Origin of the sequence: Dactylosporangium sp. NPDC050588 (genome assembly GCF_040654975.1) — a bacterium.
Classification (GTDB): Bacteria; Actinomycetota; Actinomycetes; order Mycobacteriales; family Micromonosporaceae; genus Dactylosporangium; species Dactylosporangium maewongense.
In genome coordinates, this window is record NZ_JBFAJA010000051.1 from 48,453 (window position 1) to 74,294 (window position 25,842).

Below are 25,842 nucleotides of genomic sequence, written 5' to 3' on the forward strand. Positions count from 1 at the left end.
CCCGGGGCGGCCGGTCCTCGACGCTGAGGCCGGCCGCCCCGGGCCGTCAGTTGTGCACGTGGGCGTCGTCGGTGGCGGGTGCGGCGGCGGCCGCCGGGGCGGCGGCCGCGTGCTGGTGGTCCATGCCGGACGGCATGTTCCCGTTCTCGTCCAGCACGTGCAGCATCGTCGACATGCCGGCGTCGGAGTGGAACTGCATGTGGCAGTGCAGCATCCAGTGCCCCGGTCCGACCGAGTCGCCGGCGACGAAGCTGACCCCGAACGTCTGGGCCGGGCCGAGCACCTTGGTGTCGATGATCGGCACGGAGTCGGCAAGCGGCTGCCCGTTGCTCACCACCCCGGTCCGGGTGTCCGCCCAAGAGTGCCCGTGCAGGTGGAAGGTGTGCATGTCGTTGCCGGCGCCGACCACCACCAGTTCCACCCGCTCCCCCTTGCGGGCGACCAGGCAGGTCGGGCCGGGCTGCGGGTTCACCTCCGCGCAGGTGTCGGTGGCCGCGCCGCGACGCAGGTTGATGCTCTGCTGGTTGCCGAAGACGACCGTGTAGGTGCGGTCCGGTTTCGGGTCGCCGGGGCGGCGGACCACCAGGCCGCCGAAGAGGCCGGCGGCGAGCCCCTGGGTGCCGTGCGGGCCACCAACCACGTGGTCGTGGTACCACCAGTACCCGGCGGTGCCCTGCGCCCCGGTCTTGGTGTTACGGGGCTGGGCGTACCAGGTGTAGGTGCGGGTGCCGCCCGGCGGGACGTACGACCCGCTCTGCACCGTGCCGTCGGACTCCTGGGTGTACTTGACCCCGTGGACGTGCAGGGAGACGCCGAGCGGGTGGCTCGGGTTGGTGCGCAGCGCCGCCAGGGTCGCCTCGGGCACCTGGTTGTGCAGGGTGATGGCGAGGCACTCCCCCTCCATCATCTCCATCAGCGGGCCCGGGTAGGACGCCGTCTCCGGGGTGAGGCCGTAGCCGATCCGGGTCTGTGTGCCGTCCTTGGGCAGCTCCACCGCGTACAGCTGGACGCTGCGGTCAGGCTGGGTGCAGCCGTCCGGACGCTCGGCGAACATCCCGGTCTGGGCGGCGGCCAATCCACCGGCGCCGACCAGGCCGACCAGCATGACCGCCGCGACGACCAGGTACCGTCCGACGGCACGCGGACGCTCGGGGGCGGGCTGCGGCTCCGCCGGCTCGTCCTCGACCAGGCGCCACGCCCTCATCGGGCACCTCGCAGCAGGGTACGGCGATCGATCCTGTTCCTTGCCATGGTGCATTCCCTTCGTTCAACAGCAGATGCCGCCCGGGCCGCAGGCGGTCAGCGGGGCGATCCGTTCCGGAGGCTGATGCCGTCGTTCTCCGGGCAGACGTGTCCGCCCGGCCGGTGCGGCGCGGGACGAAGACGGCGCACGGGGGTGCGTCAGGCAGGGGAACGGGGCGACGCGGGTGCGGCACGCCCGGAGGGAAAGCGCGCAGCGAGTGGGGTGCTGTGGTGGTGCTGCGATGACGTCGCGCCGGAGTGCCGCCGGGATCCCGCGATGCGGGGCGGCACTCGCCGTCAATGCATAGCCGTCACGGTATCGGTCGCCGGCACCAAAAGAAATAGCCGCGCCATCGAAAGTTCGTTCAGTTTGGATCGAACTTTTGCCTTCACAAGCAAAAGCCCTCCACTTGGGTAGCAAGTGAAGGGCAGTGCATCTCCATCAAGAGCGAAGGCCGGGTGGCCGGCGTTACAGGTCGCGTCAGGCGAGGGCGGTTGGCGCCGGGCGCCTTCGTGCAGTGCCTCCGCCTATGAATGGGAACCGCTGACGGCCCGGTCCAGCGCCCGGTCGAGCACCACGAGCAGCGCGTCGCGCACCGACAGGCGCTCGCGGGCGTCGAACGCGATCACCGGCACGTGGTCGGCGACGGCGAGTGCCCACCGGACGCTCTCCAGGTCGTTGGCGAGCACGCCGTCGAAGGCGTTGACCGCCACCACGAACGGCAGCCCCGACTGCTCGAAGTAGTCCACGGCCGGGTAGCAGTCGTCGAGGCGGGAGCTGTCCACGACGACGAGCGCGCCGAGGGCGCCACGGACGAGGTCGTCCCACATGAACCCGAAGCGTGCCTGGCCGGGCGTGCCGAACAGGTACAGCTTGAGCGTGCGGTCGATCGTCACGCAGCCGAAGTCCATGGCGACGGTGGTGGTCACCTTGTTGACGCGATGCCCGGGGTTGTCGATGCCGACCCCCGCGGAGGTCATCTCGGCCTCGGTGGTCAGGGGAGGAATCTCGGAGATCGCGGCGACCGTCGTGGTCTTGCCCACGCCGAAGCCACCGGCGACAACGATCTTGACTGGTATGGGTGCTGCGTCAGGAGATCGCACGGAGTCCATGGATTACTCGCAAGATGACGTCGGGACTGTGGACGGGGTCGACCTCGAGCTGGTGGATGTCCAGAAATCCGGCGGCGCACAGGTCGCCGACGAGGATCTTGGTCACGCCGAGATGCAGGTGGGCCTGAGCGGAGATCTCGGCGACCGACACCGGGGACACGCAGGTGGCGAGGATCGCCTGGAGCTCGGTCGGCATGGACCGCGCGGCGTCCGGTGGCGCCCCCGGCCGGATCGTCACCTGCGTCTCCAGGTTCACCGCCGGGTCGTCGCCCTGCACCCGCCCGGACGTCAGGACGTAGGGCCTCAGGTTGTCCGGTGCGCGGTGCGCGGGGCGGTTCCACGCCGCCGGCGGAGCCGGTGAGACCGGCGCGGCCGGTGAACGCAGATACGGCCGGATGCCGGGCGGCTCCTGCCCGGGCGGCACGGTCACCGCTGGACCGCGTTCTTCAACTCGGCGATGAGCTGCGGGGTGAGCGCCGCGCCGGCCCGGCTGGCGAAGAGCGTCATCTCGTAGGCCACCGTGCTCAGGTTGGCCGCGCGGGTCGCGATGACACCGAGGACCGACCCGGCGCTGATGGCGGTGATCAACAGGTAGCCGTCGACCAGGTCGACGATGACCCGGTTGAGCCCGCCGAGGGTGTACGAGGCGGAAGCGCCGCTGGCGAGGCTGGTCATCCCGGAGACGATGGCGGCCAGGCGCTCCGCGTTGGCCCGTTCCTTCGAGGCCGACGCAGCCATCAGCAGGCCGTCCGCGGACACCGCGATGGCCTCCACCACGCCGGCGGTGCCGGACGTGAACGAGTCGAGCAGCCAGTTGAAGGTCTGCACCTCCGTGCTCATCGGTGCGGCGTCGAACGTCCCACCAGAGGTCTGACGGGGCGTGCTGTCCTGGATGAACGGACTCGTCATTGTGATGATCCTTCTGATCTGACCTCGCGCAGTGCGCGCAGGACGCCGGATTCGAACTGCTCGACAAGGTTCAACGCACTGTCGGGATCGTGGGACGGCTGGCTCTCCACCAGGTGGAGCCCCGGTCTCGGGATGGCACCGGGGCCCCGCAACGTGGCACCCGGCACCCGTCTGCTCAGGTTCCGACCGGCGGTGGCCGGCCGCACCGGCGTCGACTGGAGCTGCGGCGTCGGCGCGAGCGGTGGCGTCTGGTCGACCGGGGGTGCCGCGACGTCGTGCTGCGCCCGGCGTACACCATCCTCGAACGCCTCGACGAATGCCTGCGCGCTGCTCGGGTCGGGAGGAGCCGCCACGAACTGCGGCGCGGTCGTGGCAGCCTGACCGTCGGCCGGCCACTGCGCCCCCGGCACCCGCCGTCGCAACGCTTGCCCCTGCCGCTGCTGCGCAGGGATCTCAGCGGTGGCGGCGGCATCCGGCGGTGCCACGGCAGCGGCGATGGCCGGCGGCGGCGCGGCGGCGGTGAGCGCGTGCGGCGCGGCGAACGCGTTCCACGGCTGTCGGCCGTCGATCGAGTGGGTGGCCCGGGTGAATGCGTCGATGTCGATGACCGAAGCGATCGTCTCCCGCGGTTGCGGGACCGGCGCGGCCGAGCCGTCCAGTAGCTCCCGCCCGACGACGACGGTCGCGGTGACGCCACCGCCGGGCGTGTCGCTCAACGACACCTGCAGCCCGTGCCGACGGGCCAGCCGGCCCACCACGAACAGGCCGAGCACCTCCGTCGGGGCGAGGTCGATGCGCTCGCGGCGCTCCAGCCGGGCGTTCTCGACCGCGAGCCGCTCGGCCGGCATGCCGATGCCGTGATCGACGATCGACACCCGCACGCCGGTCGCGCTCTCGCCGGTGGTGACGGCGACCCGGGTGTGCGGCGGCGAGTTGGAGGTGGCGTTCTCCATCAGCTCGGCCAGCATCAGGACCAGGTCGCTGATGACCGCGGGCGCCAGCATGATCGTGCCGGTGAGCTGCACGTCGACGCGGTCGTACTCCTCGATCTCACCGAGCGCCAGGCGGACCGCGTCGGCCAGTGCCAGCGGCGCCAGGTGCGGGTTGGCGCCGGTACCGCCGGACAGGACGACCAGGCTGCTGGCGTTGCGGCGCAGGCGGCTGGCGACGTGGTCCAGCCGGTACAGCTGCCGCAGCCGGTCGGGCTCCGTCTCGTCGCGCTCCAGCTGGTCGATGAGGCCGAGCTGCCGGCCGACGAGGTTCTGCGTGCGGCGGCCGACGTGACCGAACATCTGCGCGACGTTGCGGCGGCTGGCCACCTGCCGCTCGACCAGCTGCGCCGCGGTCTGCTGCACGCGCTCGAAGGTCCGGGCCAGGTCGCCGATCTCGTCCCTGCCGCCGACGGTGATCCGCTCCAGGCGCACCGGCTCGGGCGCGGCGGACTCGTCGTCCGCGACCCGGACCAGCTCGTCCTCGGTGACCTGCGCGACGCGGGCGGCGGATGCGGTCAGCAGGGTCAGCGGCCGCGCGACCGTGCGCGCGATCGCCGTGCTCAGCAGGATGACGAGCAGCAGCAGGACGAGCATGCCGGCGCTGAACCCATACGCGATCGTGGTCTGCCGCCGCTCCTGGTCGGCCATCGTGGCGGTGACGTCGGTGACGATCCGCTTCTCCACGAAGCGGCCGAGCGCGATGTAGGCCTCCAGCGACGGGAACAGCGTGGCGACCCGCAGGTCGGCGATCGCCCTGGTCGGGTCGGTCTCGACGTTCTCCACGAAACCGCCGCCGACGCGGGAGGCGAACGCGGCCGTGACCAGACCGTACAGATCCACCTGTTCGGGGGTCCCGGAGGCGGTGAACCGGTCCAGGTTCGGCCGCACGGCGGCGGCGTTGGCGAGGTACCTGGCGAGGTCACGCTGGGCGCGGGTGGCGACCATGACGGTGATCAGTGCGGCGCCGGCGCTGTTGCCCTCATCGACCCGCAGCAGCGCGTCCAGCGCCAGGAGCTGCCGGCCCTCGGCGGTGGTCGCGTCGGCCGCGTCCATCAGCCGCAGCGCGTCGATCAGCCGGCCGATGACCGCGGTGAACTGGGTCAGCACCCCCTCGACGTCGGCGCTGCCGGCCACCAGCGAGCCGCGCAGCCCGGCGAGCGACTTCACGTCGTCGATCGCTTCGGCCACCTCCGGTGACAGGTTGCCGGCGTAGTCGAGCTTGAGGTTGGTGACCCGGTCGGTGACCGCCGCCGTCTGCAGCAGCAGCCGCGAACGGCCGACCACCTGGACGAGGTGTCCAACCGCGATCAGCCGTTCCTGCTGCAGGTCCTGGATGAGCGCGCCGACGTCACCGGCGACCCGGGCGGTCCGGGCGGTGTCCGCCGCCCGGCCGGCCTGCCCGACCCGGTCGACCACGACGACGACCGTGAGCAGCACGATCGCGACCAGCGGGGCGATGAGGAGGACCGCGAGCTTGCCGCGGATGCGAAGCCTAGCGAGCACCGGTCGGCTCCCGGCGCCAGGCGGGGACCACGTCCTCGGCCGGCTGGGGGGCCGGTGGGACGGGTGGGTTCGCGACCGGTCGACGGCGGGGGCGGACGAGCCGCACGGTCAACGGGACCAGCGCCAGCAGCACCGCCACCGCCAGGGTGACCGCCGCCGTCTGCCGCTGCCGGTCCAGGTCCTCGATCCGGGCGCTGATCAGCAGGTCGAGCTCGTCCAGAATCGTCGCCGCCAGCTCGGACGCGGACGTCTGGACCTCGTTGCGGACGTCCCGCAGCGCCGCGGTGTTCACCGCGGTCCGGCCGTCGACCGGCACCGTCGTCGCGGTCAGCGTCTCCATGCCGCGCCGGAACCGGTCCAGCCGGCTCAGCAGGTTGCCACTGAGGGTCCGGCTGCTGGTGCCGTCGACCGCGGCCTGCAGGCCGGCGGCGAGGTTGTTGGCCGGGTAGGTCACCGCGTCACGGGCGTTGAGCAGGTTGGCGGCCGTGCCCGCCGGGTCGTTGCGGGGCCGCCCGGCGGCGATGACCGCCAGGTCCATGAACCGGCCGGCGGCCACCACGGCCTCGGGCAGCTGCTGCGCCGCGCCTTCCTGCAGGTAGGACGCGTCGATGTCCTGCTCGCGGGTCAGCTGCGAGTTGTCGCGGACCTCCTTGTACAGCGCGAGGAGCAGGTCGGTCGCCTCACCGAAGGTGCTGAACGCCGCGGCGGGGTCGATGACGCCCAGCGCCGCCAGCGCCTCGATCTTGGCGCGCAGCCCGGACCATCGCTCGTGGGTGCGCAGGTCCCCACCGAGCCGGGCGTCGACCGAAGCGGTGGCCTCGACCACGCGGGTGACCGTGTCCCGCGGGAACGGGCGCCCCGCGACCGCGGCGGACTGAGCGTCCGTCAGGGCGATCGTGAGCTGACCGAGGCTGCGGAGGTACTGGATGCCGTTGCGTTCCGACTGGGCGAACCGGGTCCGCTCCCCGACCGAGCCCCAGACCTGGTTGAACAGGAGCGCAGTCGGCGCCATCAGGGCGAATGCCAGCAGGCAGTGCAGAAGGACGGCGATCAATGAACGGGATCGCGTCGCGTGTTGTGCCATCGTCGGGGCCTCCGGCTACGTGCCAAGGTGGCGGCCACACGCTGTGACGAGCCGTCGCGGTGCGTTCTGTTGACGGCCCGGCCGTGTGCCGGTCGCAGAGGGTAGACCAAAGTCCCCGGGCCGCCGGGCGATTGAACCGCACAATTTCTCGGTAAAGCGTTCCAAATTCGGACCGTGCGGCAGCACTCACGAATAGCGACCGAAAATTGTCCGCTCCCGTACCGCTCTGCGGCCCGGAATACGATTTACGCCCAATGCCGGTGGTGTCATGGCATCGGGCGAATCTCCTGGTCAGTTCGAATTATCCCGCAAAGGTCGTCCCTCATCGACGCAGCGTTTCATCGAAACATCAACAATAAGGAATTATTGTAGTGCCGACCCGGCCCGACACGTCCTCGTGGCGAGAAGAGAGAGCTACCGTCGAGCGGTGGCCCTGGCTGTCTGCTTGCTCTTCGACGGTCGCACCGAGCGTGCCCTGACGAATCTGTGGGACAGGCTCGAGGAGCAGGGCGTCGCGACACTTCGCTCGCACACCCACGGGATGCATCATCCCCATCTGTCATACGTCGTCCTGCTGCGGTGGGATCTCGCCGCCGTCCGCGACACCGTGGCGGGGCTCCCGGACCGAGGCGGCTTCGAGGTCACCTTCGACGCGCTGGGCGCCTTCCGGCGGGGCCGGATCTGCCTCGTTCCCGCCGTGCCGGCGGAACTCATCGCGCGGCAACAGGGCGTCGTCGAGGCGGTCCGCGCCACGGGTGCGCTGGTCCACGCACACTATGAGGTCGACGCGTGGCTGCCACACTGCTCGATCGCCCCGCGCGCCCGATCCGAGCAGTTGCCCGTCGTCGCCGCCACCGTCTACGGCATCCTCCCTCTCACCGCCCGGATCACCCGCGGCGTGCTCATCGACAGCGCAACCGGGCAGCTGTGGCCGCTGCCGAACGTGCCCTGACCGCCCGACGGATCGTACGATTGCCTGGGCGGCCGGGTGCGTCAGCAGGGTAACCGTCACTGCCGGCCTTGACGCCGTCGTCCACGACACCGAGCTGTGAGGGCGGCGATGAGCCGGCCGGCGTCGGCCATGAGGCGCACTGGTGCGTGGTCGATCTGCCCGACACGCCGGCACGGCGGGTGGCGGGTTGGAGGCTGTGATGGGCGAACGGCCCGCAGCGGGGCATCGGAGCGTTCCGCACACCGCGGACGTGCGGATCGAGGCGTGGGCGCCGTCGCGGGAACGCTGTGTGGTGGAGGCGGTCGCGGCGACGGTGGGCAACTTCGCCGAGGTGTCCGGCGTTGTGCCGACCGCGACCGTTCGGTTCCGGGCCGGCCCCGGCCCGGACGCCGACCTGCTGGTCGCGGTGCTCGACGAGGTGATCTATCTGATCGACACCGCTCGCCGGCTTCCGGTCGCGGCGCAGGTGGAGGCCGATGACGGCAGTCTGGACGTGCGGTTGTCGATGGTCGACGCCGACCGGGTGGAGCTGGTGGGCGCGATACCGAAGGGGGTCTCGCTGCACGAATTGTGGTTCGGCTGCGAAGGAGCCGGCTGGTCGTGCTCGGTGACCATCGACGTGTGAGCCCAACGAAGCGGGTCGGCCCCGGTGCCTCTTCGGCTCGACCGCGGCAGAAGTCGCCGCGCACAGCGATGTCGTCGCCCGCCAGCTGCCGTAGCAGGTCCTGGCACACACCGACCGGCCGGTCGTCTCACCCCTTGACCACGCCGATCGGCACCAGCCGCGCGACCCGCACGCACAGCCCGGCGCCCTGCGCGGCGTCCACGACGGTGTCGATGTCCTTGTACGCCTCCGGTGTCTCCTCGGCCAGGCCGCGCCACGACGCCCCGCGCACCATGATGCCCTCGGCCTGCAGCCGCTCGCGCAGCTCCTTGCCGTGCACCGTCTTGGCTGCCTGATGGCGGCTGAGCAAACGGCCGGCGCCGTGGCAGGTGGAGGCGAACGCCGGCGCACCCGGCCGGCCGGTGAGCACATAGGACGCGGTGCCCATGGTGCCGGGGATGAGCACCGGTTGCCCGGCGCCGCGCAGGTCGGCCGGCAGGTCCGGATGGCCCGGCGGCAGCGCCCGCGTGGCACCCTTCCGGTGCACGCACAGCCGCCGCGGCAGCCCGGCCACCTCGTGTGTCTCGATCTTGGCGAGGTTGTGCGAGATGTCGTACACCAGCGCCAGTTCCCGACCGGTGACCCTGCCGAACACGCGTCGGGCCGCCACGGCGAGCAACTGCCGGTTGGCGCGGGCGTAGTTGGCCGCCGCGGCCATCGCCCCGAGATACGCCTGACCCTCCGGCGACGAGACCGGCGCGCACGCCAGCTGCCGGTCCGGGACGGTGATACCGAACCTGTGCATGGCGCGTTCTATGACGCGCACGTGGTCGGTGCAGATCTGGTGTCCAAGCCCGCGGGACCCGCAGTGGATCATCACGCACACCTGGCCGGCTCGCAGCCCGAACGCCTCGGCCGCCGGCTCGTCGTAGACCCGGTCGACGACCTGGACCTCCAGAAAGTGGTTTCCCGACCCGAGGCTGCCCACCTGGCCCAGTCCGCGCTGCACCGCCCGCTCGCTGGCCTGCCCGGGGTCGGCTGCGGCCACCGCGCCGCCGTCCTCGCAGCGGTCGAGGTCGCGCTGCACCCCGTGGCCCTGCTGCACCGCGTACCGGGCGCCGCCGGCCAGCACCTCCTGCAGCTGCCGGGCATCGCGCAGTGCCCACACGGCCCGGCGGTTCATGCCGCGGGGAGTCGCCGCGGCGAGGCCGTCCATCAGCGCCCGCAGCGCCGGCTCCGCGAGATCCTGGCGGTCGAGGTCGGCGGCGAGCAGCCGCACGCCGCAGGAGATGTCGAACCCGACACCCCCGGGGGAGACCACCCCGCCGGTGGCGACGTCGGTGGCGGCGACCCCGCCGATCGGGAACCCGTACCCCCAATGCACGTCGGGCATGGCGTACGACGCGCCCACCACCCCAGGCAGTGTCGCGACGTTGGCCACCTGCTCCAGGGACTTGTCCGCAGCGGGGTCGGGCAGCAGCGCCCGCGAGGCGAACACCACGCCGGGCACCCGCATCTCGCCGTACCGGTCGATACGGAACCGGTAGTCGGACTCCTGCACCAGCCTCACGGTCACCCCCTGACCCGCGCGTGCGACAGACTTCCGTCGTCGTTCAGTTGCTGTCGATCGGAAGTCTGAACAGTAGTGCTGTGCCGCTGCCGACCGGGCTCACGATCTCCATCTGGCCGCCGAGTGCCTCGGTGCGGTCCTGCAGGCCGATCAGTCCGGACCCCTTGCCGGTGTCGGCTCCCCCGATGCCGTTGTCTCGGATCGAGAGCTCAAGGATTGCGTCACGGGCTTCGGCGTCGACACAGACCACGGTCGCCTGGGCGTGTTTGGCGGCGTTCGCGAGTGCTTCGGACACGATGAAGTACGCAGTGACCTCGGCCCGTTCTGGCATCCGTCGGTCGATGCCCAGTGTGAGCTCCACCGGAATCGCGCTGCGGCGGGCAAGCGTCTTGAGCGCCGGGCCCAGCCCACCCTCGGACAGGATCGCCGGATGGATGCCCCGGGAGATTTCCCGCAGGTCCTCGCAGACACCGGTCAGGCCATTCGCGGCGAGTGCCAGTTCCTCCCTGACTGTGGTCAGGCCGGGCGGAATCGAGCCCTCCACAGAGCGCAGTCGGAGGCCGAGCGAGATGAGACGTTGCTGTGCGCCGTCGTGCAGGTCACGCTCGAGCCGGCGGCGAGCGTCGTCCGCGGCGGCGACGACGCGGGCGCGGGAGGCGGTGAGCTGTGTACGGCTGTCGGCGTTGGCGATCGCAGTCGCAACCAGCTCGGTGAAGTCGACCAGGCGTGCCTCGGCGGCAGCCGGTATCGGCGTGGGCGACGTGGTCGAGGCGATGGCTGCGCCCCAGAGACGACCTTCGACCACGACCGGAACGCCGACCCCCGACCGAATGCCGAGCTCACGCAAGGTCGCCGCGGTGGGACCTACGGCCTTGTCATAGCTCGCCCGGGCCGAGCGACCGGTGCGCTTGACGATCCCGGATACGCAGTCTCCCTCAAGCAGGATGGACGTTCCGGCCGGCATCTGGGCGATGTCGGGCTCGTTGCGGCACGAGACGAGGGTGCCTGTGCCGTCCGGCTCGTAGCGGACGAGACCTGTGTTCTGGGGGCCGCAGATCCGGCACAGCTCCGCCGTCACCGCACCGAAGACCTCGATCGGTGCGGCTCCGTGCGCGACCAGGGTGGCCACCCGCCGCATCGCGGCCTGTTCCTCCATCAGCCTGGTGGCCTCTTCACGACTTGCTTTCAGCGAGTTGGTGATCGCCTCACGGTCGAATTCCGCGAACAGGAGCGACTCCAGCGATGGCACCACCCGTTTCCGCAGGCGCTCCAGCGTCGGTTCAGGGAGGTCCGCCGGGACCAGCAGGGTCCCCAGACGCGTCGCGTGGTCATACAACGGCAACGCAGCCCGCCGCTCGTCCCCGGGAACCGCCCCGAGCTCGATGGCTGCGGACCGTAGCGCGAACACCTCCGCGATCCGTCGTGACGCCGGACCAAGGACCGAGCGCAGATCGCCGGCGCGCAACATCCGGTGGGCCAGCTCAGCGGCGAGGTCGGCCTCCTGATGTCGCTCCGATGCCTCGACGGCGCGGGACCGGGCCAGGTCGGCAAGGAAGCTGGTCAACAGCCCGGCCGCGATGAAGACCACGATGCTCTGCACGTCCCGGCGCACGTTGAGGTGCAATCCCCAGTAGGGCGGAACGTGGAAGTAGTTGAAGGCGAGGGCGCTGACCACCGAGGTCACCACGCCGAGTCCGGCGCCCCACAAGGTTGAGACGACCATGACGCCGCAGAGGTAGACCACGCTTCTGGCGCCCTCTGCGCCACCTGCCTTGAGGGGATACAACAGGGCGGTCTCCGCCGCGATGAGTATCACGGCAGCCATCAGCCCGAGCGCGAGCGGGGGCGGCTTCGGACGTAGCAACAGTGCCATCAGGCGCGCCCGTATCACCGACGCCCCTCCACCTTGCGACAACACACGGCGGCTGCGTCTGGCCCTTGACCGCGGCAACGAACCGGGCATCTCTGGTTGGATGTCGTGACGTAACCTCGCGTCACCGCTCCAATGGTAGCCCGGAAGCCACCCGCATTAAGGAGCCGGACTCTGATCGCCTCGACCGCCCGGCGGGTAGCGGTCGTCCAGCCAGCGCAGCATCCGCTGGCTGGGCAGAAACTGTCGGTAGGTGCCATCCAGCAGGCCGACCGCCCGGGCCTCCTCCACATCGATCTTGCGAAGGACACGCGCGCCGTTCTCTGCGGCGCCGAACTCACCGCGGCGGGGCTTCGCCGGCCAGTCAGGCCGATGGTAGATCTCCGGATCGCGCGGAAATCGGTCGAGCAACCGCTCGTCGTGGCCGATGATCGGCCACCGCCCGGACTCGATCGAGTCGTCCAACTTGTACATCGGAAACGGCACGACCTTGTCGGTGGACGCCGGCACCCGTGGCACGGGAACGACCGTCTCGAAGAACCCGATCGCCAGACCGAGCGCATTCTTGGCGACGATCACACCGATGCGATAACCACCCGCCGGAATCGGCGCAGCCACCACGTCGCCGAGCCGTGTGCGCTTGAGCCTGCGCGCTACCGAAACCTTGGCCCGGACCTCTGTCTCCGGCGCCACATCCGCGTATTCGATGCCCGATTCCCGCAAGGCGGAGGTCAGCCGCCGCCCGACCTCACCCGTGAAGCCGGGGCTCTCCGGGTCGAGGTCCGAGCCGATCACCGCCTCCAGCCCACCGGCCGCGGCCGCGAATGCGGCATCGTTCAGATCCCCGACGCGGGACACGCCGGCCGCCGCCTTGATGTTCGCGGTGAACCGCAGCCGCAACACGTCCACCTCGCCGATGCTGGCGAGCTCGAGGATCTCCATCACCTCCGTGACGGTCGGCGGCCTCCCGATCGCCTCGGCGAACTCCGCTGCCATCTCACGAAAATGCTCAGCCGAACCGAACATCAGCACTCCGACGGTTCAGCACGCGTCGTGCGTCGTCAACATGCAGGAACAGTACTCAGGCCGGCTTTCCGGCTTGAGGGCAAACCCGGGCCACGACGTCCGCGCCGCGGTGCGGGCCCAGCTCCCGCTCGACGACGCGTGGCATCAGGTCCACGACGATCAGGGCGGTGCTCGATGCGGCGGACGTCATGTCCGAAGCCTGTCCGGCGCCGGCGGACGGCGAAGCCGACGATGCTCGGCAGGGTCCTCGCCGCAGGTCACACGCGGGCTGCGGGAAGACGACCAAAGGCCGTCCCCGGAAGGTACCGGGGACGGCCTCGGGCCGGGCGGGTCAGCCGCGCAGGGCCGCCATCCCTGCGGCGCTGATCCTGGCGAACCTCAGCGACTGGCCGGGGTCGCCGTTACCGCCGGGGGCGTTGTCCTGCTCGTAGTTCGAGTTGTGGAAGCCCTTGGCGCCGATGTTGCTGTAGAACCCCTTGTAGTTGATGTCGCTACGGGGGTCGCCGAACGGGATCCACGAGTAGCCGTCACCCACGCCGGGGGCCTGGCCGGTGGCGTCGCCGTCCTTGGCGTGGAACAGCGCGTACCGCTTGGTCTGCTTGGCGACCTGGGCGGTCGGGTCGAAGATGTCCTCGACGCGCTTGCCCTCCCAGTCGTAGCGCCAGCGGTGCTGGTGCTGAGCGACGTGGGCCCAGTAGACGTCCATCTCGATGACGACCAGGTCGGGGTCGGTGACGTCGAGGTAGTGCTGCATGAGCCGCTTGCCCGACTCGCCGCGGACCTGGGTGGGCGCGATCGGCGCACCGGTGATCCGGTCCTGCGTGACGGTGACCAGCGGGCCGTCCTGCAGGAAGTTGTACGCCGGCGAGTGGTTGTGGGTGTACATGTGGATGCCCCACTGGCCCACGCTGATCTCGTTGAGCGCCGACCACTTCTCGCCCGCGAGGGTCCACGGCTCGATGTTGCGGTTGTTGGCGCTCGTCGGGTCGCTGCCCGTGCCCATGTACGGCATGCCGAGGATCGCCGCGAACTCCAGCTCGGCCTGGAGCCGGTTGTAGTCCTGGGTGGTCATCGCGCCGCCGGCGCTGCCCGGGCCGTTCCAGGTGTTCGGGACGAACCCGTGGTTGCCGATCGCCTGGAGGCCGAAGGCGTCGAGGAAGCCACGCAGGGTGCGGGCGTACGCGAGGTAGGCCGCGCGCGCCTCCGGGGTGGTGACGCCGCCCGGCGCCGGGTTCGGCGCGGCGCCGCCCGGGTTCGAGGCGTGCTGGCCGTAGCCGGCGAACTCGATCTGCTTGAAGCCCGCCTTGGCCAGGAACTCGAACAGCTCCAGCCAGCCGCCCGGCAGCGGCACCAGCGGGCCGAGGTCGGTCGGGTCCTTCGGGAAGTTGGGGCCGCCCAGGTAGCCCATCGTCGGCGCCACACCCAGCGCGGCGCTCGCCGCGATGCCGATGCGGGTCGGGACGTCACGCTGGCTGTACGTGATGGTGCCGAGCTTGCCGTCGGGGATGAGCCGGCCGTTGGCCGCGCTCGCCGCCATGGGCGAGAAGACGGCGGCCGGACCGAGCGGGCTGAACGCGGCGGCCGCCGTCAGGCCGGCCCCGGCCAGTAACCGGCGGCGGTTGATCTTTCCGGACATGTGTTGCTCCTTCTGCTGGTAGTGCGTGTGCTTCAGACCGGGGCGGGGTGCGGGCACTGCGGGGTGGTGGCGCACCCCGCCCCGGTGGGTGGTGGAGCTAGGGCGCGCTCACGCCCTGACCGCCGAACTCCACCCAGTTGAGGTTGAAGAAGTTGTTCGTCGGCCCGCCCGCGACGGGACGGAACACCAGGTAGATCCGGTGTGCGCCGCCCGGGTCGGTGATCGGGAAGGTCTGGCTGGCGTACGTGTTCGCGTTCGCGGTGGGCGCGATCGTGACCGTGGTCAGGACCGGTCCGGTGAGCGAGTCCAGGCGGACCTCGACGGATCCGGTGCCGGCCGCGCCGCTGCCACCCGACGTGCGGAACGTCAGCGAGTTGATGTTCTTCAGGTCGACCGTGCCGTTGAGGGCGATCCAGTCACCGCTGCCGAGGCTGCCGCGTTGCAGGCCGCCGCCGGTGTCGGTGGTCGCCGCCGTGTTCGTGCCGGACTGGTCGACGGCGAACTCGAGCTCCTGCTTCTTCTGCCGGATGGTCGCCTGGTACACCGTGGTCAGCGCCGGGATACCGCCGGGACCGCCCTTGTCCGTGTACGAGGCACTGATCACGCCGAACACGTTGCCGCCGTGCGAGGCGTCCTCGTCGAACGTGGGCAGCGTCCCGGAGCAGCCGGTCGCGGTCGACTCGGCGTGGCCGTGGCTGTCGTGCCCGAGCACGAACGTCACCTCGACCCGGGAGCAGTCGATCGGGCCGTCCTGCGGGTCGGTGACCGTGACGTTGAACGGGATGGTGTCGCCGAAGGTGAACAGGCCACCCTCGATCGGCACGGTGACCTTGACCGTCGGCGAGGTGTTGCCGACGGTGATCGTCGTGTTCGCCGAGGCGGTCTTGCCGCTGGAGTCCGTGACGGTCAGCCGGGCCGTGTACACCCCGTTGGTGGTGTAGGTGAACGACGGGTTGGGGTCGACGGAGTCGGTCGTGCCGTTGCCGTCGAAGTCCCAGGCGAACTTGATGGAGTCCGCTGGGTCCGGGTCGTTCGAGCCCTCGCTGGAGAACGCGACGGTCAGCGGTCCGACGCCGTCGGTCGGGCTGGCCGACAGCTTCGCGACCGGTGCCCGGGTGCCCTTCACGTAGCTGAACTTCACCAGCGCCGCGTCGGGGTTGACGTTGAAGAAGCCGTCACCGTAGGTCAGCAGGTAGAAGTTGCCGTCCTTGCCCCACTTCATGTCCATGGGGTTGTCGCACAGGAACGGGCGGGCCGCCGTCGCGGGACCCTGGCCGCAGCTGAGCAGGTCGTTGATCTTGAAGATCTGGTTGGACCCGTCCAGACGGATCTCCCGCAGATAGTCGCGGGTGAACTCGCCGAAGAAGATGGACTGGTCGTAGTACGCCGGGAACTTCGTCGGGTTGGGGTTGTTCGCGTCGTAGTCGTACTTGGCCGCGCCGTGTGGGCCGACGCCGCCGGTGCCGAGCTCCGGGAACAGCTGCGGGCACTTCCCGGGCGGGGACTGCATGTAGTAGGCCGCGCAGGGCGTGCCGAGCGGGTTGGCCGCGTTGTTGTCCTGGAACGAGTACCACATGTCCGGCGTCGCGATGGGCGGCGCGTACGTCAGGCCGGTGTTCCACCGGGACGTGTTGGCCGGGCCGCGCTCCGGGTTGTTGCACTCGAACGCCTGTGCCGGGTTGTCCAGCGGCGTCGAGGTGTTGAAGTTCCACCGGTAGTACGGCAGGGACGGCGAGTAGCACAGCGGCCAGCCGTAGTTGGCCGGCTTCCGCACGATCTCCATCCGGCCGGTGCCCGCGGGACCGCGGTTCACCTGCGGCGTCGACGAGTCGGGCGAGTAGTCGGTGACGTAGGCGACGCCGTTCTTGTCCACGGTGATGCGGAACGGGTTGCGGAAGCCCATGGCGTAGATCTCGGGCCGGGTCTTGCCGCCGCCCTCCTCGTTGCCGGTGAACAGGTTGCCGGCCGGGATGGTGTACGAGCCGTCACCCTGGACCTTGATGCGCAGGACCTTGCCGCGCAGGTCGTTGGTGTTCATCGCCGAGCGACGGGCGTCGACGTACGGGGCGTTGTACTGCCCGGTCGTAGTCAGCATGTCGTTGAACGGCGCGAAGCCACCGGAGTTGCCGCCACCCGCGGGGGTGTCGTCGCCGGTCACCATCCACAGGTTGTTGTCATTGTCGAAGGTGATGTCGCCGGCCACGTGGCAGCAGGCCCCGCGGTCGACCGGCACCTTCATGATCTTCTGCTCGGACGCCACGTCGAGGGTCGGGGTCGGCCCGTCGACGAACTTGAACCGGGACAGCTGGAAGTAGCCCTTCCACGGGTCCCAGACGCTCGGGTCCGCGCCGGTGGTCGGCGAGTTCGCCGTCGGCGTCGTCTGCGGGTACGGCGCTTCCTGGGTCAGCGGCGAGTAGTACACGTAGACCCAGTGGTTGTTGGCGAAGTCGTTGTCGATCGCCGGGCCGTACATGCCGTCCTCGCTGGCCATGTACACGGGGATCTGCGCCAGCACGTGGGTGGTGTTGGTCGCCGGGTCGTGCAGGCGGATGCCGCCACGGCGGTCGGTCTGCACGACGCGGCCGTCGGGCAGCACGTCGAAGCCGATCGGCTCGCTGACGTTCGGCGGCGCGGCGATGTAGTCCATCTGGTAGTTGGCCAGCACGGTCGCGCCGCAGTCGCCGTCGGTCACGCCGGCCGCCCACTGGATCGCGCCACCGAGGTGGGCCTGCAGGTCGGGCGTGGAGAAGCTCGCCGGCGTGTCACCCAGACCCGTGTAGAAGGAGCGGCCGCCCTGATAGTCCTTGCACCAGGTGATCGGGTGGTCGAACCCCATCGTGCCGCCGGTGTAGGTGTTCTCGTCGACGGTCGCCAGCACGTGCGAGAAGCCCCGCACGTTGGACGTGAAGTTGTACCACTGATCGGTGCGGTTCCAGTACTCCGGCAGGTTCGCCGACGCCGGGTGCACGCGGTCCGCCACCTTGACCGTGGCCTTCGTGACGCCCGAGGAGCCGGACGCCCGGGTGCCGAGGACATCGGTGAGGAACGGCCAGTCCGGCTCGGTCTCGATCGCCGAGTGGATGCCGACGAAGCCGCCGCCGTCACGGTAGTACGACTCGAACGCGGCCTGCTGCGTCGCGTCGAGCACGTCGCCGTAGGTGTTGAGGAAGACGACCACCCGGAACTGCTTGAGGTGGGGCTCGTCGAACTTCCTGGCGTCGTCGGTCTCCTCGACGGTGAACCGGAGCTTGTTGCCCAGCGCCTTGAGCGCGTTGACGCCCGCCGACGTCGACGGGCTTTTCGCGCCGACCGACTTGGTGAACGCCAGAACCTTGTACTGGATGCCATTGCTGTTCGGTTGTGGCGCGGCGACCGCCGGGGCGGACGCCGACACCGTCCCGACCAACGTGGATGCGACGAGCGCGAGCAGGCCGGCGTACGCAGTGGTGATGCGACGGCCCGGAGCTCTGGTCATGGGACCTCCTCCGCAGGGTGCAGGGCGAACGGACCGTCGCGGGCCGCGGCGGGTGGGCCGCGAGCGGACGGCGTCCGTTCGGGTGACGGGTGTGGTGGTGCAGCACGCCCGGAGGGAGGCGTACGGGGTGTGTGGGTGTAGGTCGAACCGCAGTGGTGTGACCGAGCTGCGCGTCAGTGCTCGCCGGGATCCCGCTCAGCGGGGCGAACAACTGGCTCGGTCAACCTGTAGCCGACACCGTATAACTCGTCTCCGTCAAAAAGAAAGAGCTAATCAAGCAGAAGTTCGGTTTGATTGGTCGTAACTTTTAATCGTGCTTACAAAAGTTCCCTTCGGCCACCAGCCTGCCGGAAGCGTTCTCGGCGGTCGTGAGATTGCTCCTGTTCGAAGGAGCGGAAGGCGGGCGATTCGCGTTACACGTCTCGTCGGCGGACCGTCGAACTGGTCATGACATGCGGCGGATCGCCAGGTGGCGTACGACGATCAGGCTCTTTGCACTGTCACGGACGCGCCAAACCCGGCGACACCTGCGAATGCGACGTGGCGCCAAAAGTTCACTTTCGCTGAGATGAACGAAAGTTGGTTCACAAAACATCGAAGCGCTGGACATCCTGAGCGGAAGGCTCTTACTGTGTCGGCCACGGGGCAGCACCGTTTCAACGATGTGAACGAGCCGGGGAGGTGGTCCGCTTGCACTTCAGCTCTGACACCCACCGCGCAGCACACGGCAGCCGGCTCGATCGGTGCGTGCACCCGCCGCGATGACCTGGGCACCGTGACCGTCAAGCAGCGCTGACCCCGCGGCCGTCCGCACGGACGCGCCGCCGGGACCACCGTTGCCATCGACGCATGCACACGTGCCGGCGACGCACGCGGCGGTACAGAAGCTCTCCGGCATCGCTGCCCAGAGGGTCCGGCTGTGGGTGCGCTCCACAGCCGGAGGCGGCGAAGCCGGAGTGGTTGGCCGGTGCGGCCGGAGGGACGGGACCCTTCCGGCCGCATCGGTGACCGTTCGTTCGCCTTTCCTGTTCCTGAACCGGAAGGAAGACCATGCCCAGCCAAACCACGTCCGGCCGAACCCGCCCAGACGCCCGCCGGCACCTGTTACGGTGCCTGGTCGCCGCCGTGCCGGTCGCGTCCATGTCCGTCGGGTCGCTCGTCATCGCCACCCCGGCATGGGCCGCGCCGACGAGCGCGCCGGCCACGCTCACCCCGGCCACCCCCAGCGGCACCAACAACTACTACCGCGGCCCGGTCTCGCTGAACCTGTCCGCGACCGACGCGGCCAACGGCGTCCAGCGCCTGGAGTACCGGCTCGGCAACACCGCACCGTTCCAGACCGCGGTGTCCGCGACCGGCCCGTTCCCCGCGAGCCTGAGCGGCTCGGTGCAGATCACCCAGCAGGGCACCACCACGGTCGGGTACCGCGCCGTCGGCGGCGACGGCTCGGCCGAAGCCGTCCGCACGATCACGGTCCGGGTCGACACCGTCGCCCCGGTGGTCAGCTGGCCCGGCATCGTCGACGGGCACGTCGGCCACACCGCCACGCTGATCCCGACCCGCACCGATCCCGCGCCCGGCTCCGGTGGCGTCTTCATCCACCGCATGTGGATCGACCAGACCGAGACGACCCCGCTGCCCGTCGCCACCTCCACCCTGACCACCGGAGCGCACACGATCAGCGTGGTGGCCAGCGACGCCGCCGGCAACGCGGCGCGCTTCGACCAGACGTTCGTGGTTACCACGTCGTTCGCCGAGCTCGACACCCTGATCGGCGGATTCGTCACCGGCGGCGCGGTCGGCGCGGACCTCGGCGCCGGCCTGCGGGCCAAGCTGGCCGAGGCGGCGGGCCTCGCGGAGGCGGGCAACGTCAACCAGGCGAAGCGGGCCCTCAACCAGTTCGTCGCCGCCGCGCAGGACGCATCGAGCTCCGCCGCGGCCCGGGACACGCTCGTCGGCGACGCCCGCTACCTGCAGGACAAGCTCGCCGGGAAGCTGCCGGCCGATCCGCCGACCGGCATGACGGTGACGCCGGCCATCGGGCCCAACCCGATCGCACCGGCGATCCCGCTCGCGGCCTCGACGAACTTCCCCGGCGCCACCTACCGGGTGCTGTACTTCTCGGCCACCAAGGGCTTCCGCCACGACCACATCGCCGACACCGCCCTGCTCGTCCAGCAGTGGGGTCAGCAGCACGGCTTCGACGTCGACATCTGGGACCCGAGGCTGGCCCCGGCGTCGCTGTCGAGCACGCCGTTCACCTCCGCCGCCGACCTGGCGAAGTACAAGACGATCATCTTCGGCTCCCCGGTGGACGGGACCAACCCCAACAGCGCCCCGGCGTCCGACGCGCTCAACGCCGCGGAGCTGGCCGCGTTCCAGGGGTACATCCAGGCCGGCGGTGGCTTCGTCGGGCTGCACGGCGCGTCCGACGCGATCCACAACGTGGCCTGGTACCGCGACCTGGTCGGTGCGTGGTTCACCAACCACCCGGGCGGGCAGAACGGCGAGGGCACCTGCGGCAGCTGCATCAACGTGCAGGTCAACACCGAGGACCCGACGAACCCGGCCACGGCGCACCTGCCGAAGACCTGGCTCACCATCGACGAGCTGTACAACTTCGACCACAACCCGCGGGCCGAGGTGCACACGCTGCTGAGCCTCGAGGAGTCGACGTACCGCCGCAGCCTCAACAGCGGCAACGCCGCGAACGTCCCGATGGCGCTGATGGGTGGCGACCACCCGATCGCGTGGTGCCAGAACTACGACGGCGGCCGCGCCTTCTCGCTCATCCTCGGCCACGACCGCGCGCAGTACTACCGTGAGGACTTCACCAGGATCCTGCTGGCGGGCATCAACTGGACGGCCGGGCAGAGCGAGGCGAACTGCTCGACCTTCCGGCAGACCCGCACGCTGATCACCGCCGGCGCCGCCGGCGGCACCCTGGACCCGGAGTCCGCCGCGGCGGTCACCGCGCTCCTCGACGACGCCCAGGCCGCGTACCTGCGGCTGGACTACAACGCCGCGACCACGTCGCTCAACAAGATCATCGCGCTGGCCGGCTCCCCCGCCGCCGGCACCGACGCGGCGCGCGGCGAGCTCGACCGCCAGACCCGCGAGCTGCGGGACTGGATGATGGCCCTGAAGTAGTTTCCCCGCACCCGACCGACCTGCCGCCGGCTCCCCAACGGGCCGGCGGCAGGTCCGTTTCCCGCCTCGTGACGCCGGCGGGTCCTCAGTCCGCCTTGGCCGCCTTCTCCGCGGCCCACTGGTCGAGCAGGGCCGGCAGCCGGTCCTGGACCCAGGTGTAGAAGTCGCGCATCCCGGCGAGCCGGGCGCCCGCAGTGGTGCCCGGGCCGCCCGCCGCGGCCGCGCCTACGTCGGCGGCGTCGGCGAGGGTCTTCAGCAGGGTCATCTTGGCGACCGTCACCTCATACCAGGAATCGTCGACGAGCCGGTAGCGGTCGCGGCGGTCGCCGGGGACGTGCTCGCGGGCGACCATCGAGATCTGCGACAGGTAGCGCACGGCGCCGGAGATCGCGGCGGCGCTGACACCCAGGCGGTCGGCCAGCTCGCCGGCGGTCAGCGACCGCTCGTCGGCGGCCATGAGCGTGAAGACGACCCGGCCGGCCATGCGCGGGAAGCCCCAGTCGCCGAGCAGCCTGGCCATGTCCTCGACGAAGGCCCGTAACGCCGCCTCATCTCGCATGTGGGATTCCATCCGTCAATTGTCCAACACGAACTTTCACACTTGTGTGAAATGAGTGTAGCGTCTGAAGCATGGAAAACTCCATTGAGGTCGCCGGACTGATCAAGCGGTTCGGCCAGACCACCGCGCTGGACGGCCTCGATCTGACCGTCGCGCAGGGCGAGGTGCACGGGTTCCTCGGTCCCAACGGGGCAGGCAAGACCACCACCATCCGAATCCTGCTCGGCCTCCAGCGTGCCGACGGCGGCACCGCGCGGCTGCTCGGCGGCGACCCGTGGCACGACGCCGTCTCGCTGCACCGGCGGCTGGCGTACGTGCCGGGCGACGTCACCCTGTGGCCCAACCTCTCCGGCGGCGAGGTCATCGACCTGCTGGGCCGGCTGCGCGGCGGGGTGAACCGGGCCCGCCGCGACGAGCTGCTCGAGCGCTTCGACCTCGACCCCCGCAAGAAGGGCCGCGCCTACTCCAAGGGCAACCGGCAGAAGGTCGGCCTCATCGCCGCGCTCGCCTCCGACGTCGAGCTGCTGCTGCTCGACGAGCCCACCTCCGGCCTGGACCCGTTGATGGAGGAGGTGTTCCGGCAGGTCGTCGCCGAGGAGACCGAGCAGCGCGGCCGCACCGTGCTGCTGTCCAGCCACATCCTGTCGGAGGTCGAGGCGCTCTGCGACCGGGTCAGCATCATCCGCCAGGGCCGCACCGTCGAGACCGGCACGCTGACGCAGCTGCGGCACCTGACACGCACGTCCATCTCCGCCGAGCTGAGCACCCCGCCCAACGGCCTCGCCGATCTGGCCGGCGTCCACGACCTGCACGTGCGCGACCACCAGGTGCGGCTCCAGGTCGACTCGGCGCAGCTGGACACCGTGCTGCGCCAGCTGACCTCGCACGGCGTGCGCAGCCTCGTCAGCCAGCCGCCGACGCTCGAGGAGCTCTTCCTGCGCCACTACGAGACGGAGCCGTCGAAATGAGCGCGTTCACCGGCACCGGCGCCCTCGCCCGCCTCATCGTCCGCCGCGACCGGGTGCTGCTGCCGATCTGGATGCTGCTGCTCGGACTGCTGCCGCTGTCCCTCGCGTCCGGCACCGCGCAGCTGTACCCGACCGACGCCGGGCGGCAGGGCTACATCGACAGCCTTGCCGGCAACCCGATGCTGCTGCTGTTCTACGGGACGAAGCCGGACAACGCGAGCCTCGGCGCGCTGATCTACTGGCGGTCCGCGACCGGCATGGTGATCATGGCGCTGATCGGGGTGCTGTTCGTCATCCGGCACACCCGGGTCGAGGAGGAGGCCGGGCGTCGCGAGCTGCTCGGCGCGACCGTCGTCGGCCGGCACGCCCCCGTCGCCGCGGCGCTGGCCACCATCTCCTGCGCGAGCGTGCTCGTCGGCGCGCTCGTCACGCTCGGCATGATCAGCCAGCACACGCCGGCCGGCGGCGCCGCCGCCATGGGGCTGGCCTGGGCGTGCGCCGGCATCCTGTTCGGCGCCGTCGGCGCGGCCGCCGCGCAGCTCAGCGAGGGCGCGGGCGCGGCCCGGGGCATCGGCGTCGCCATCGTCGGCGTCGCGTTCGGGGTGCGGGGCGCCGGCGACGTCGCCGGCGGTGGCCTGTCGTGGCTGTCGTGGGTCTCGCCGCTCGGCTGGATCTACCACGTGCGCGCCTACGCCGGCGACCACTGGTGGGTGTTCGCGGTCATCGCCGCCGCCGCGGTCGCCGTCACCGCGCTCGCGCTGCGCCTGTCGGCCCGCCGCGACGTCGGCGCCGGGCTGCTGCCCCCGAAGCTCGGCCCGGCGTCGGCCGGACCCGGGCTCGCCAGCCCGCTGGCGCTCGCCTGGCGGCTGCACCGCGGCTCCCTGTACGGCTGGCTGATCGGCCTCGGGATCGTCGGCGGGCTGCTCTTCGGCGGCGTCGCGAAGACCTCGGGGGACCTGCTGGCCGACAACGAGCAGCTCAAGCAGATCATGGAGCGCCTCGGCGGCGCGTCCGGCGCCGGCGACGTGTTCATCGCCGGCTCGCTCGGCCTCGGCGCGATCGCGGTCGCCGCCTACGGCATCTCCGCGGCGCTGCGGATGCGCACCGAGGAGGCGGCGCTGCGCAGCGAGGCCCTGCTGGCCACCGGCGTGAGCCGGCTGCGGTGGGCCGCGTCGCACCTCGTCTTCGCGTTCCTCGGCCCCACCCTCGTGATGGTCGTGACCGGGCTCGCCGCCGGGCTCCTCTACGGCACGGCCACCGGCGCCGTCGGGCGGGAGCTCCCCCGCGTCCTGGCCGGCGCGCTGGTCCAGCTGCCCGCGATCTGGCTCCTCGCCGCGCTCACCGTGGCGGTCTTCGGCCTGGCGCCCCGCCGCGCCCCGGCGATCGGCTGGGCGGCGCTGTCGCTGTGCGTGATCCTGGGGCAGGTCGGCGCCGCGCTGCAGCTGAGCCAGGCGCTGCTGGACGTCTCCCCCTTCACCCACATCCCCCACGTCCCGGGCGGGCCGGTCACCGCGGTGCCGCTGGTGGTCCTGACCGCGCTCACCGTCGCCCTGGTCGTCGCCGGCCTGGCCGGCTTCCGCCGCCGCGACGTCCCCATCACCTGAGCGGCCCGTCCTCCCGCAGCACACGCCTGCCCCGGCTCCACCGCGATCCAGCGGCGCCCGGGGCAGGACGCCCGGCGGTGGCGCCGTACGCCGGCCGGATCCACGCACGAAGCGGCGCACTCGGCCTCAACTCCGCGCGGTGGTCGCCGATGGGGAACTGTGTCCTCATCGTCACCAGAGCCGGCCGTGAAACGACCCGAGCGCCGCTGGTGGCGCACGATCGTGTTCGAGCTGACCGCCCGGACGGTGGTCGCGGCGGTGCTGCCGCTCGCGGCCACGCTGGTGTGGCTCGGTCTGGACTCCCACGCCGCCACCTTCCGTCACGTCGCGATGGTCATGGGTGTGGTGGTGGCGCTGCTGCTGGCCGAGGCCGTCCACGCCGCGCGGCGGCTCGCCCGCCGGATGCGCCGCGCCATGTCCGCGCTCGACGCGCTCGCCAACGGCCGCCTCGACCTGGAGCTGCCGATCGCGCGGGACGACGAGATGGGCTGGATCGCGGGCACCATCAACCAGGCCACCGAAGGCATGCGCACGCTCATGACGGGCATCGCACAGCAGGCGCACAACCTGCGCGACGCCGCCGACGACCTGGCCGCGAACGCCTCGACGGTCACCCGCCACACCGCGGAGACCGCCCAGCAGGCGATGCTGCTGTCCGGGTCCATCGACGACGTCACCGCCAACATGCGCGGCCTGCTGTCCGGGGCCGACGCGGTGCGGACCAGCATCGACGCGATCGCCGAGCGGGCCGGCAACGCCGGGCGGGTGGCGCAGCAGGGCGTCACGACGGCCGCCGACACCCAGGTCAGCGTGACCCGGCTGGGCACGTCCAGCGCCGAGATCAGCGGCGTGGTCGCGTTCATCAACGGTGTCGCCGCCCAGACGAACCTCCTCGCGCTCAACGCCACCATCGAGGCGGCCCGGGCCGGCGCGAGCGGCAAGGGCTTCGCGGTGGTCGCCGACGAGGTGAAGGGCCTCGCCCAGCAGACCGCCGAGGCCACCGGCAGCATCGACGCGCAGGTGGCGGCCATCCGCACCGACGCGGAGGCCACCGCGACGGCGCTCGGCTCGATCACGAAGGTCATCCACCAGATCACCGGCCACCAGGCGGACATCACCTCCGCGGTGGACGACCAGCGCACCGTCACGGCCGAGATGACCCGGCGGGTCCACGACACCGGCGACACGACGCTCGCGCTGACCTCGACGATCAACGACCTGGCGCAGGCGGCGAGCCGCTCCACCGAAGGCACCCGGCAGGTCGCCAATTCCGTCGCCGCGCTGGCCTCGATAGCCGCCAACCTCAGCTCGCTGACGTCCGCCTACGAGGCGGTGGCGGTCACCCGGATCGGCGCCGGCGCCTACGTCCCGCCGCCACCACCGTCCACTGTGGATACCAGTACCCCCGCCACCGCCCCCACCACCGCCGCAGCACCACCGGCGGGCGGCTCGCCGTCCGTCGAGCTGTTCTAGCAGCACCCGGCCTGAGCAGTACAGATCGAAGTTCAGGCGTATTGGCCCGGCATGATCAACTGCTGTGCGAGGCTGTGGCCGGAGCCATCAAACGTCCCAAATCATGCGCTGT

19 protein-coding genes are annotated in these 25,842 nt (G+C 70.9%); 6 read left to right on the plus strand and 13 right to left on the minus strand.

What is annotated here, in order from left to right; genetic code table 11:
* Window positions 1–46 precede the first annotated feature (46 nt).
* The 6 genes from AB0I21_RS31945 to AB0I21_RS31970 form a co-directional block, all read right to left on the minus strand.
* Window positions 47–1,204, minus strand: a complete 1,158-nt coding sequence (locus AB0I21_RS31945; protein WP_360566725.1) for a multicopper oxidase domain-containing protein — start codon at window positions 1,202–1,204, stop codon at window positions 47–49.
* Between the two features lie 566 nt (window positions 1,205–1,770).
* A complete protein-coding gene (locus AB0I21_RS31950) occupies window positions 1,771–2,355 on the minus strand; it encodes an ATP/GTP-binding protein (RefSeq protein WP_360566727.1) in 585 nt (194 codons plus the stop codon).
* Window positions 2,333–2,785: a DUF742 domain-containing protein gene (locus AB0I21_RS31955; protein ID WP_360566729.1), complete on the minus strand. Its 453-nt coding sequence runs from the start codon at window positions 2,783–2,785 to the stop codon at window positions 2,333–2,335. Before AB0I21_RS31955 ends, AB0I21_RS31950 begins: the two co-directional genes overlap by 23 nt.
* On the minus strand, window positions 2,782–3,264 hold the full coding sequence (locus tag AB0I21_RS31960; RefSeq protein WP_360566731.1) for a roadblock/LC7 domain-containing protein: 483 nt from the start codon (window positions 3,262–3,264) through the stop codon (window positions 2,782–2,784). Before AB0I21_RS31960 ends, AB0I21_RS31955 begins: the two co-directional genes overlap by 4 nt.
* Window positions 3,261–5,759, minus strand: coding sequence for a nitrate- and nitrite sensing domain-containing protein (locus AB0I21_RS31965; RefSeq protein WP_360566733.1), 2,499 nt, complete (start codon window positions 5,757–5,759; stop codon window positions 3,261–3,263). Before AB0I21_RS31965 ends, AB0I21_RS31960 begins: the two co-directional genes overlap by 4 nt.
* Window positions 5,749–6,771 carry a hypothetical protein gene (locus AB0I21_RS31970; protein ID WP_360566735.1) on the minus strand — a complete coding sequence of 341 codons (1,023 nt, stop codon included), beginning with the start codon at window positions 6,769–6,771 and terminating at the stop codon, window positions 5,749–5,751. The genes AB0I21_RS31965 and AB0I21_RS31970 overlap by 11 nt, the downstream gene beginning before the upstream one ends.
* Before the next feature lie 340 nt (window positions 6,772–7,111).
* Between AB0I21_RS31970 and AB0I21_RS31975 the strand changes: the two genes are divergently transcribed.
* Window positions 7,112–7,795, plus strand: coding sequence for a 2'-5' RNA ligase family protein (locus AB0I21_RS31975; protein WP_360566737.1), 684 nt, complete (start codon window positions 7,112–7,114; stop codon window positions 7,793–7,795).
* Window positions 7,796–7,994: 199 nt separating this feature from the next.
* Window positions 7,995–8,420: an archease gene (locus AB0I21_RS31980; protein WP_360566738.1), complete on the plus strand. Its 426-nt coding sequence runs from the start codon at window positions 7,995–7,997 to the stop codon at window positions 8,418–8,420.
* Between the two features lie 127 nt (window positions 8,421–8,547).
* On the opposite strand, the gene AB0I21_RS31985 is transcribed toward AB0I21_RS31980, so the two are convergent.
* The 6 genes from AB0I21_RS31985 to AB0I21_RS32010 form a co-directional block, all read right to left on the minus strand.
* Window positions 8,548–9,969, minus strand: coding sequence for an RtcB family protein (locus tag AB0I21_RS31985; RefSeq protein ID WP_360566740.1), 1,422 nt, complete (start codon window positions 9,967–9,969; stop codon window positions 8,548–8,550).
* A 43-nt stretch (window positions 9,970–10,012) separates the two neighbouring features.
* Window positions 10,013–11,842, minus strand: a complete 1,830-nt coding sequence (locus AB0I21_RS31990; RefSeq protein WP_360566741.1) for a DUF4118 domain-containing protein — start codon at window positions 11,840–11,842, stop codon at window positions 10,013–10,015.
* A 156-nt stretch (window positions 11,843–11,998) separates the two neighbouring features.
* Window positions 11,999–12,835 carry a hypothetical protein gene (locus AB0I21_RS31995; RefSeq protein ID WP_360566743.1) on the minus strand — a complete coding sequence of 279 codons (837 nt, stop codon included), beginning with the start codon at window positions 12,833–12,835 and terminating at the stop codon, window positions 11,999–12,001.
* A gap of 85 nt (window positions 12,836–12,920) precedes the next feature.
* Window positions 12,921–13,055, minus strand: a complete 135-nt coding sequence (locus tag AB0I21_RS32000) for a hypothetical protein (protein ID WP_360566745.1) — start codon at window positions 13,053–13,055, stop codon at window positions 12,921–12,923.
* Between the two features lie 141 nt (window positions 13,056–13,196).
* Window positions 13,197–14,501 (minus strand): hypothetical protein, encoded by a 1,305-nt coding sequence (locus AB0I21_RS32005; protein ID WP_360566747.1) that lies wholly within the window; start codon window positions 14,499–14,501, stop codon window positions 13,197–13,199.
* A gap of 97 nt (window positions 14,502–14,598) precedes the next feature.
* Window positions 14,599–17,976, minus strand: coding sequence for a ThuA domain-containing protein (locus tag AB0I21_RS32010; protein ID WP_360566748.1), 3,378 nt, complete (start codon window positions 17,974–17,976; stop codon window positions 14,599–14,601).
* A 1,050-nt stretch (window positions 17,977–19,026) separates the two neighbouring features.
* Here AB0I21_RS32010 and AB0I21_RS32015 point away from each other — a divergent pair.
* Window positions 19,027–21,126 carry a ThuA domain-containing protein gene (locus AB0I21_RS32015; protein ID WP_360566750.1) on the plus strand — a complete coding sequence of 700 codons (2,100 nt, stop codon included), beginning with the start codon at window positions 19,027–19,029 and terminating at the stop codon, window positions 21,124–21,126.
* An 85-nt stretch (window positions 21,127–21,211) separates the two neighbouring features.
* Here the strand turns inward: AB0I21_RS32015 and AB0I21_RS32020 are convergent, their stop codons facing one another.
* Window positions 21,212–21,685 carry a MarR family transcriptional regulator gene (locus AB0I21_RS32020; RefSeq protein WP_360566752.1) on the minus strand — a complete coding sequence of 158 codons (474 nt, stop codon included), beginning with the start codon at window positions 21,683–21,685 and terminating at the stop codon, window positions 21,212–21,214.
* A 71-nt stretch (window positions 21,686–21,756) separates the two neighbouring features.
* Between AB0I21_RS32020 and AB0I21_RS32025 the strand changes: the two genes are divergently transcribed.
* From AB0I21_RS32025 to AB0I21_RS32035, 3 genes are all read left to right on the plus strand, one after another.
* Window positions 21,757–22,653, plus strand: a complete 897-nt coding sequence (locus AB0I21_RS32025; protein ID WP_344511133.1) for an ABC transporter ATP-binding protein — start codon at window positions 21,757–21,759, stop codon at window positions 22,651–22,653.
* Window positions 22,650–24,257 carry an ABC transporter permease gene (locus AB0I21_RS32030; protein WP_360566754.1) on the plus strand — a complete coding sequence of 536 codons (1,608 nt, stop codon included), beginning with the start codon at window positions 22,650–22,652 and terminating at the stop codon, window positions 24,255–24,257. The genes AB0I21_RS32025 and AB0I21_RS32030 overlap by 4 nt, the downstream gene beginning before the upstream one ends.
* A gap of 186 nt (window positions 24,258–24,443) precedes the next feature.
* A complete protein-coding gene (locus AB0I21_RS32035) occupies window positions 24,444–25,730 on the plus strand; it encodes a methyl-accepting chemotaxis protein (RefSeq protein WP_360566756.1) in 1,287 nt (428 codons plus the stop codon).
* Window positions 25,731–25,842 lie beyond the last annotated feature (112 nt).

Coding starts and splice junctions, on each gene's coding strand:
- AB0I21_RS31945 (WP_360566725.1), bottom strand. CDS start 1,204: ATGAGGGCGTGGCGCCTGGTCGAGGACGAGCCGGCGGAGCCGCAGCCC.
- AB0I21_RS31950 (WP_360566727.1), bottom strand. CDS start 2,355: ATGGACTCCGTGCGATCTCCTGACGCAGCACCCATACCAGTCAAGATC.
- AB0I21_RS31960 (WP_360566731.1), bottom strand. CDS start 3,264: ATGACGAGTCCGTTCATCCAGGACAGCACGCCCCGTCAGACCTCTGGT.
- AB0I21_RS31970 (WP_360566735.1), bottom strand. CDS start 6,771: ATGGCGCCGACTGCGCTCCTGTTCAACCAGGTCTGGGGCTCGGTCGGG.
- AB0I21_RS31975 (WP_360566737.1), top strand. CDS start 7,112: ATGGCATCGGGCGAATCTCCTGGTCAGTTCGAATTATCCCGCAAAGGT.
- AB0I21_RS31980 (WP_360566738.1), top strand. CDS start 7,995: ATGGGCGAACGGCCCGCAGCGGGGCATCGGAGCGTTCCGCACACCGCG.
- AB0I21_RS31990 (WP_360566741.1), bottom strand. CDS start 11,842: ATGGCACTGTTGCTACGTCCGAAGCCGCCCCCGCTCGCGCTCGGGCTG.
- AB0I21_RS31995 (WP_360566743.1), bottom strand. CDS start 12,835: ATGGCAGCGGAGTTCGCCGAGGCGATCGGGAGGCCGCCGACCGTCACG.
- AB0I21_RS32000 (WP_360566745.1), bottom strand. CDS start 13,055: ATGACGTCCGCCGCATCGAGCACCGCCCTGATCGTCGTGGACCTGATG.
- AB0I21_RS32005 (WP_360566747.1), bottom strand. CDS start 14,501: ATGTCCGGAAAGATCAACCGCCGCCGGTTACTGGCCGGGGCCGGCCTG.
- AB0I21_RS32010 (WP_360566748.1), bottom strand. CDS start 17,976: ATGACCAGAGCTCCGGGCCGTCGCATCACCACTGCGTACGCCGGCCTG.
- AB0I21_RS32015 (WP_360566750.1), top strand. CDS start 19,027: ATGCCCAGCCAAACCACGTCCGGCCGAACCCGCCCAGACGCCCGCCGG.
- AB0I21_RS32020 (WP_360566752.1), bottom strand. CDS start 21,685: ATGCGAGATGAGGCGGCGTTACGGGCCTTCGTCGAGGACATGGCCAGG.
- AB0I21_RS32025 (WP_344511133.1), top strand. CDS start 21,757: ATGGAAAACTCCATTGAGGTCGCCGGACTGATCAAGCGGTTCGGCCAG.
- AB0I21_RS32030 (WP_360566754.1), top strand. CDS start 22,650: ATGAGCGCGTTCACCGGCACCGGCGCCCTCGCCCGCCTCATCGTCCGC.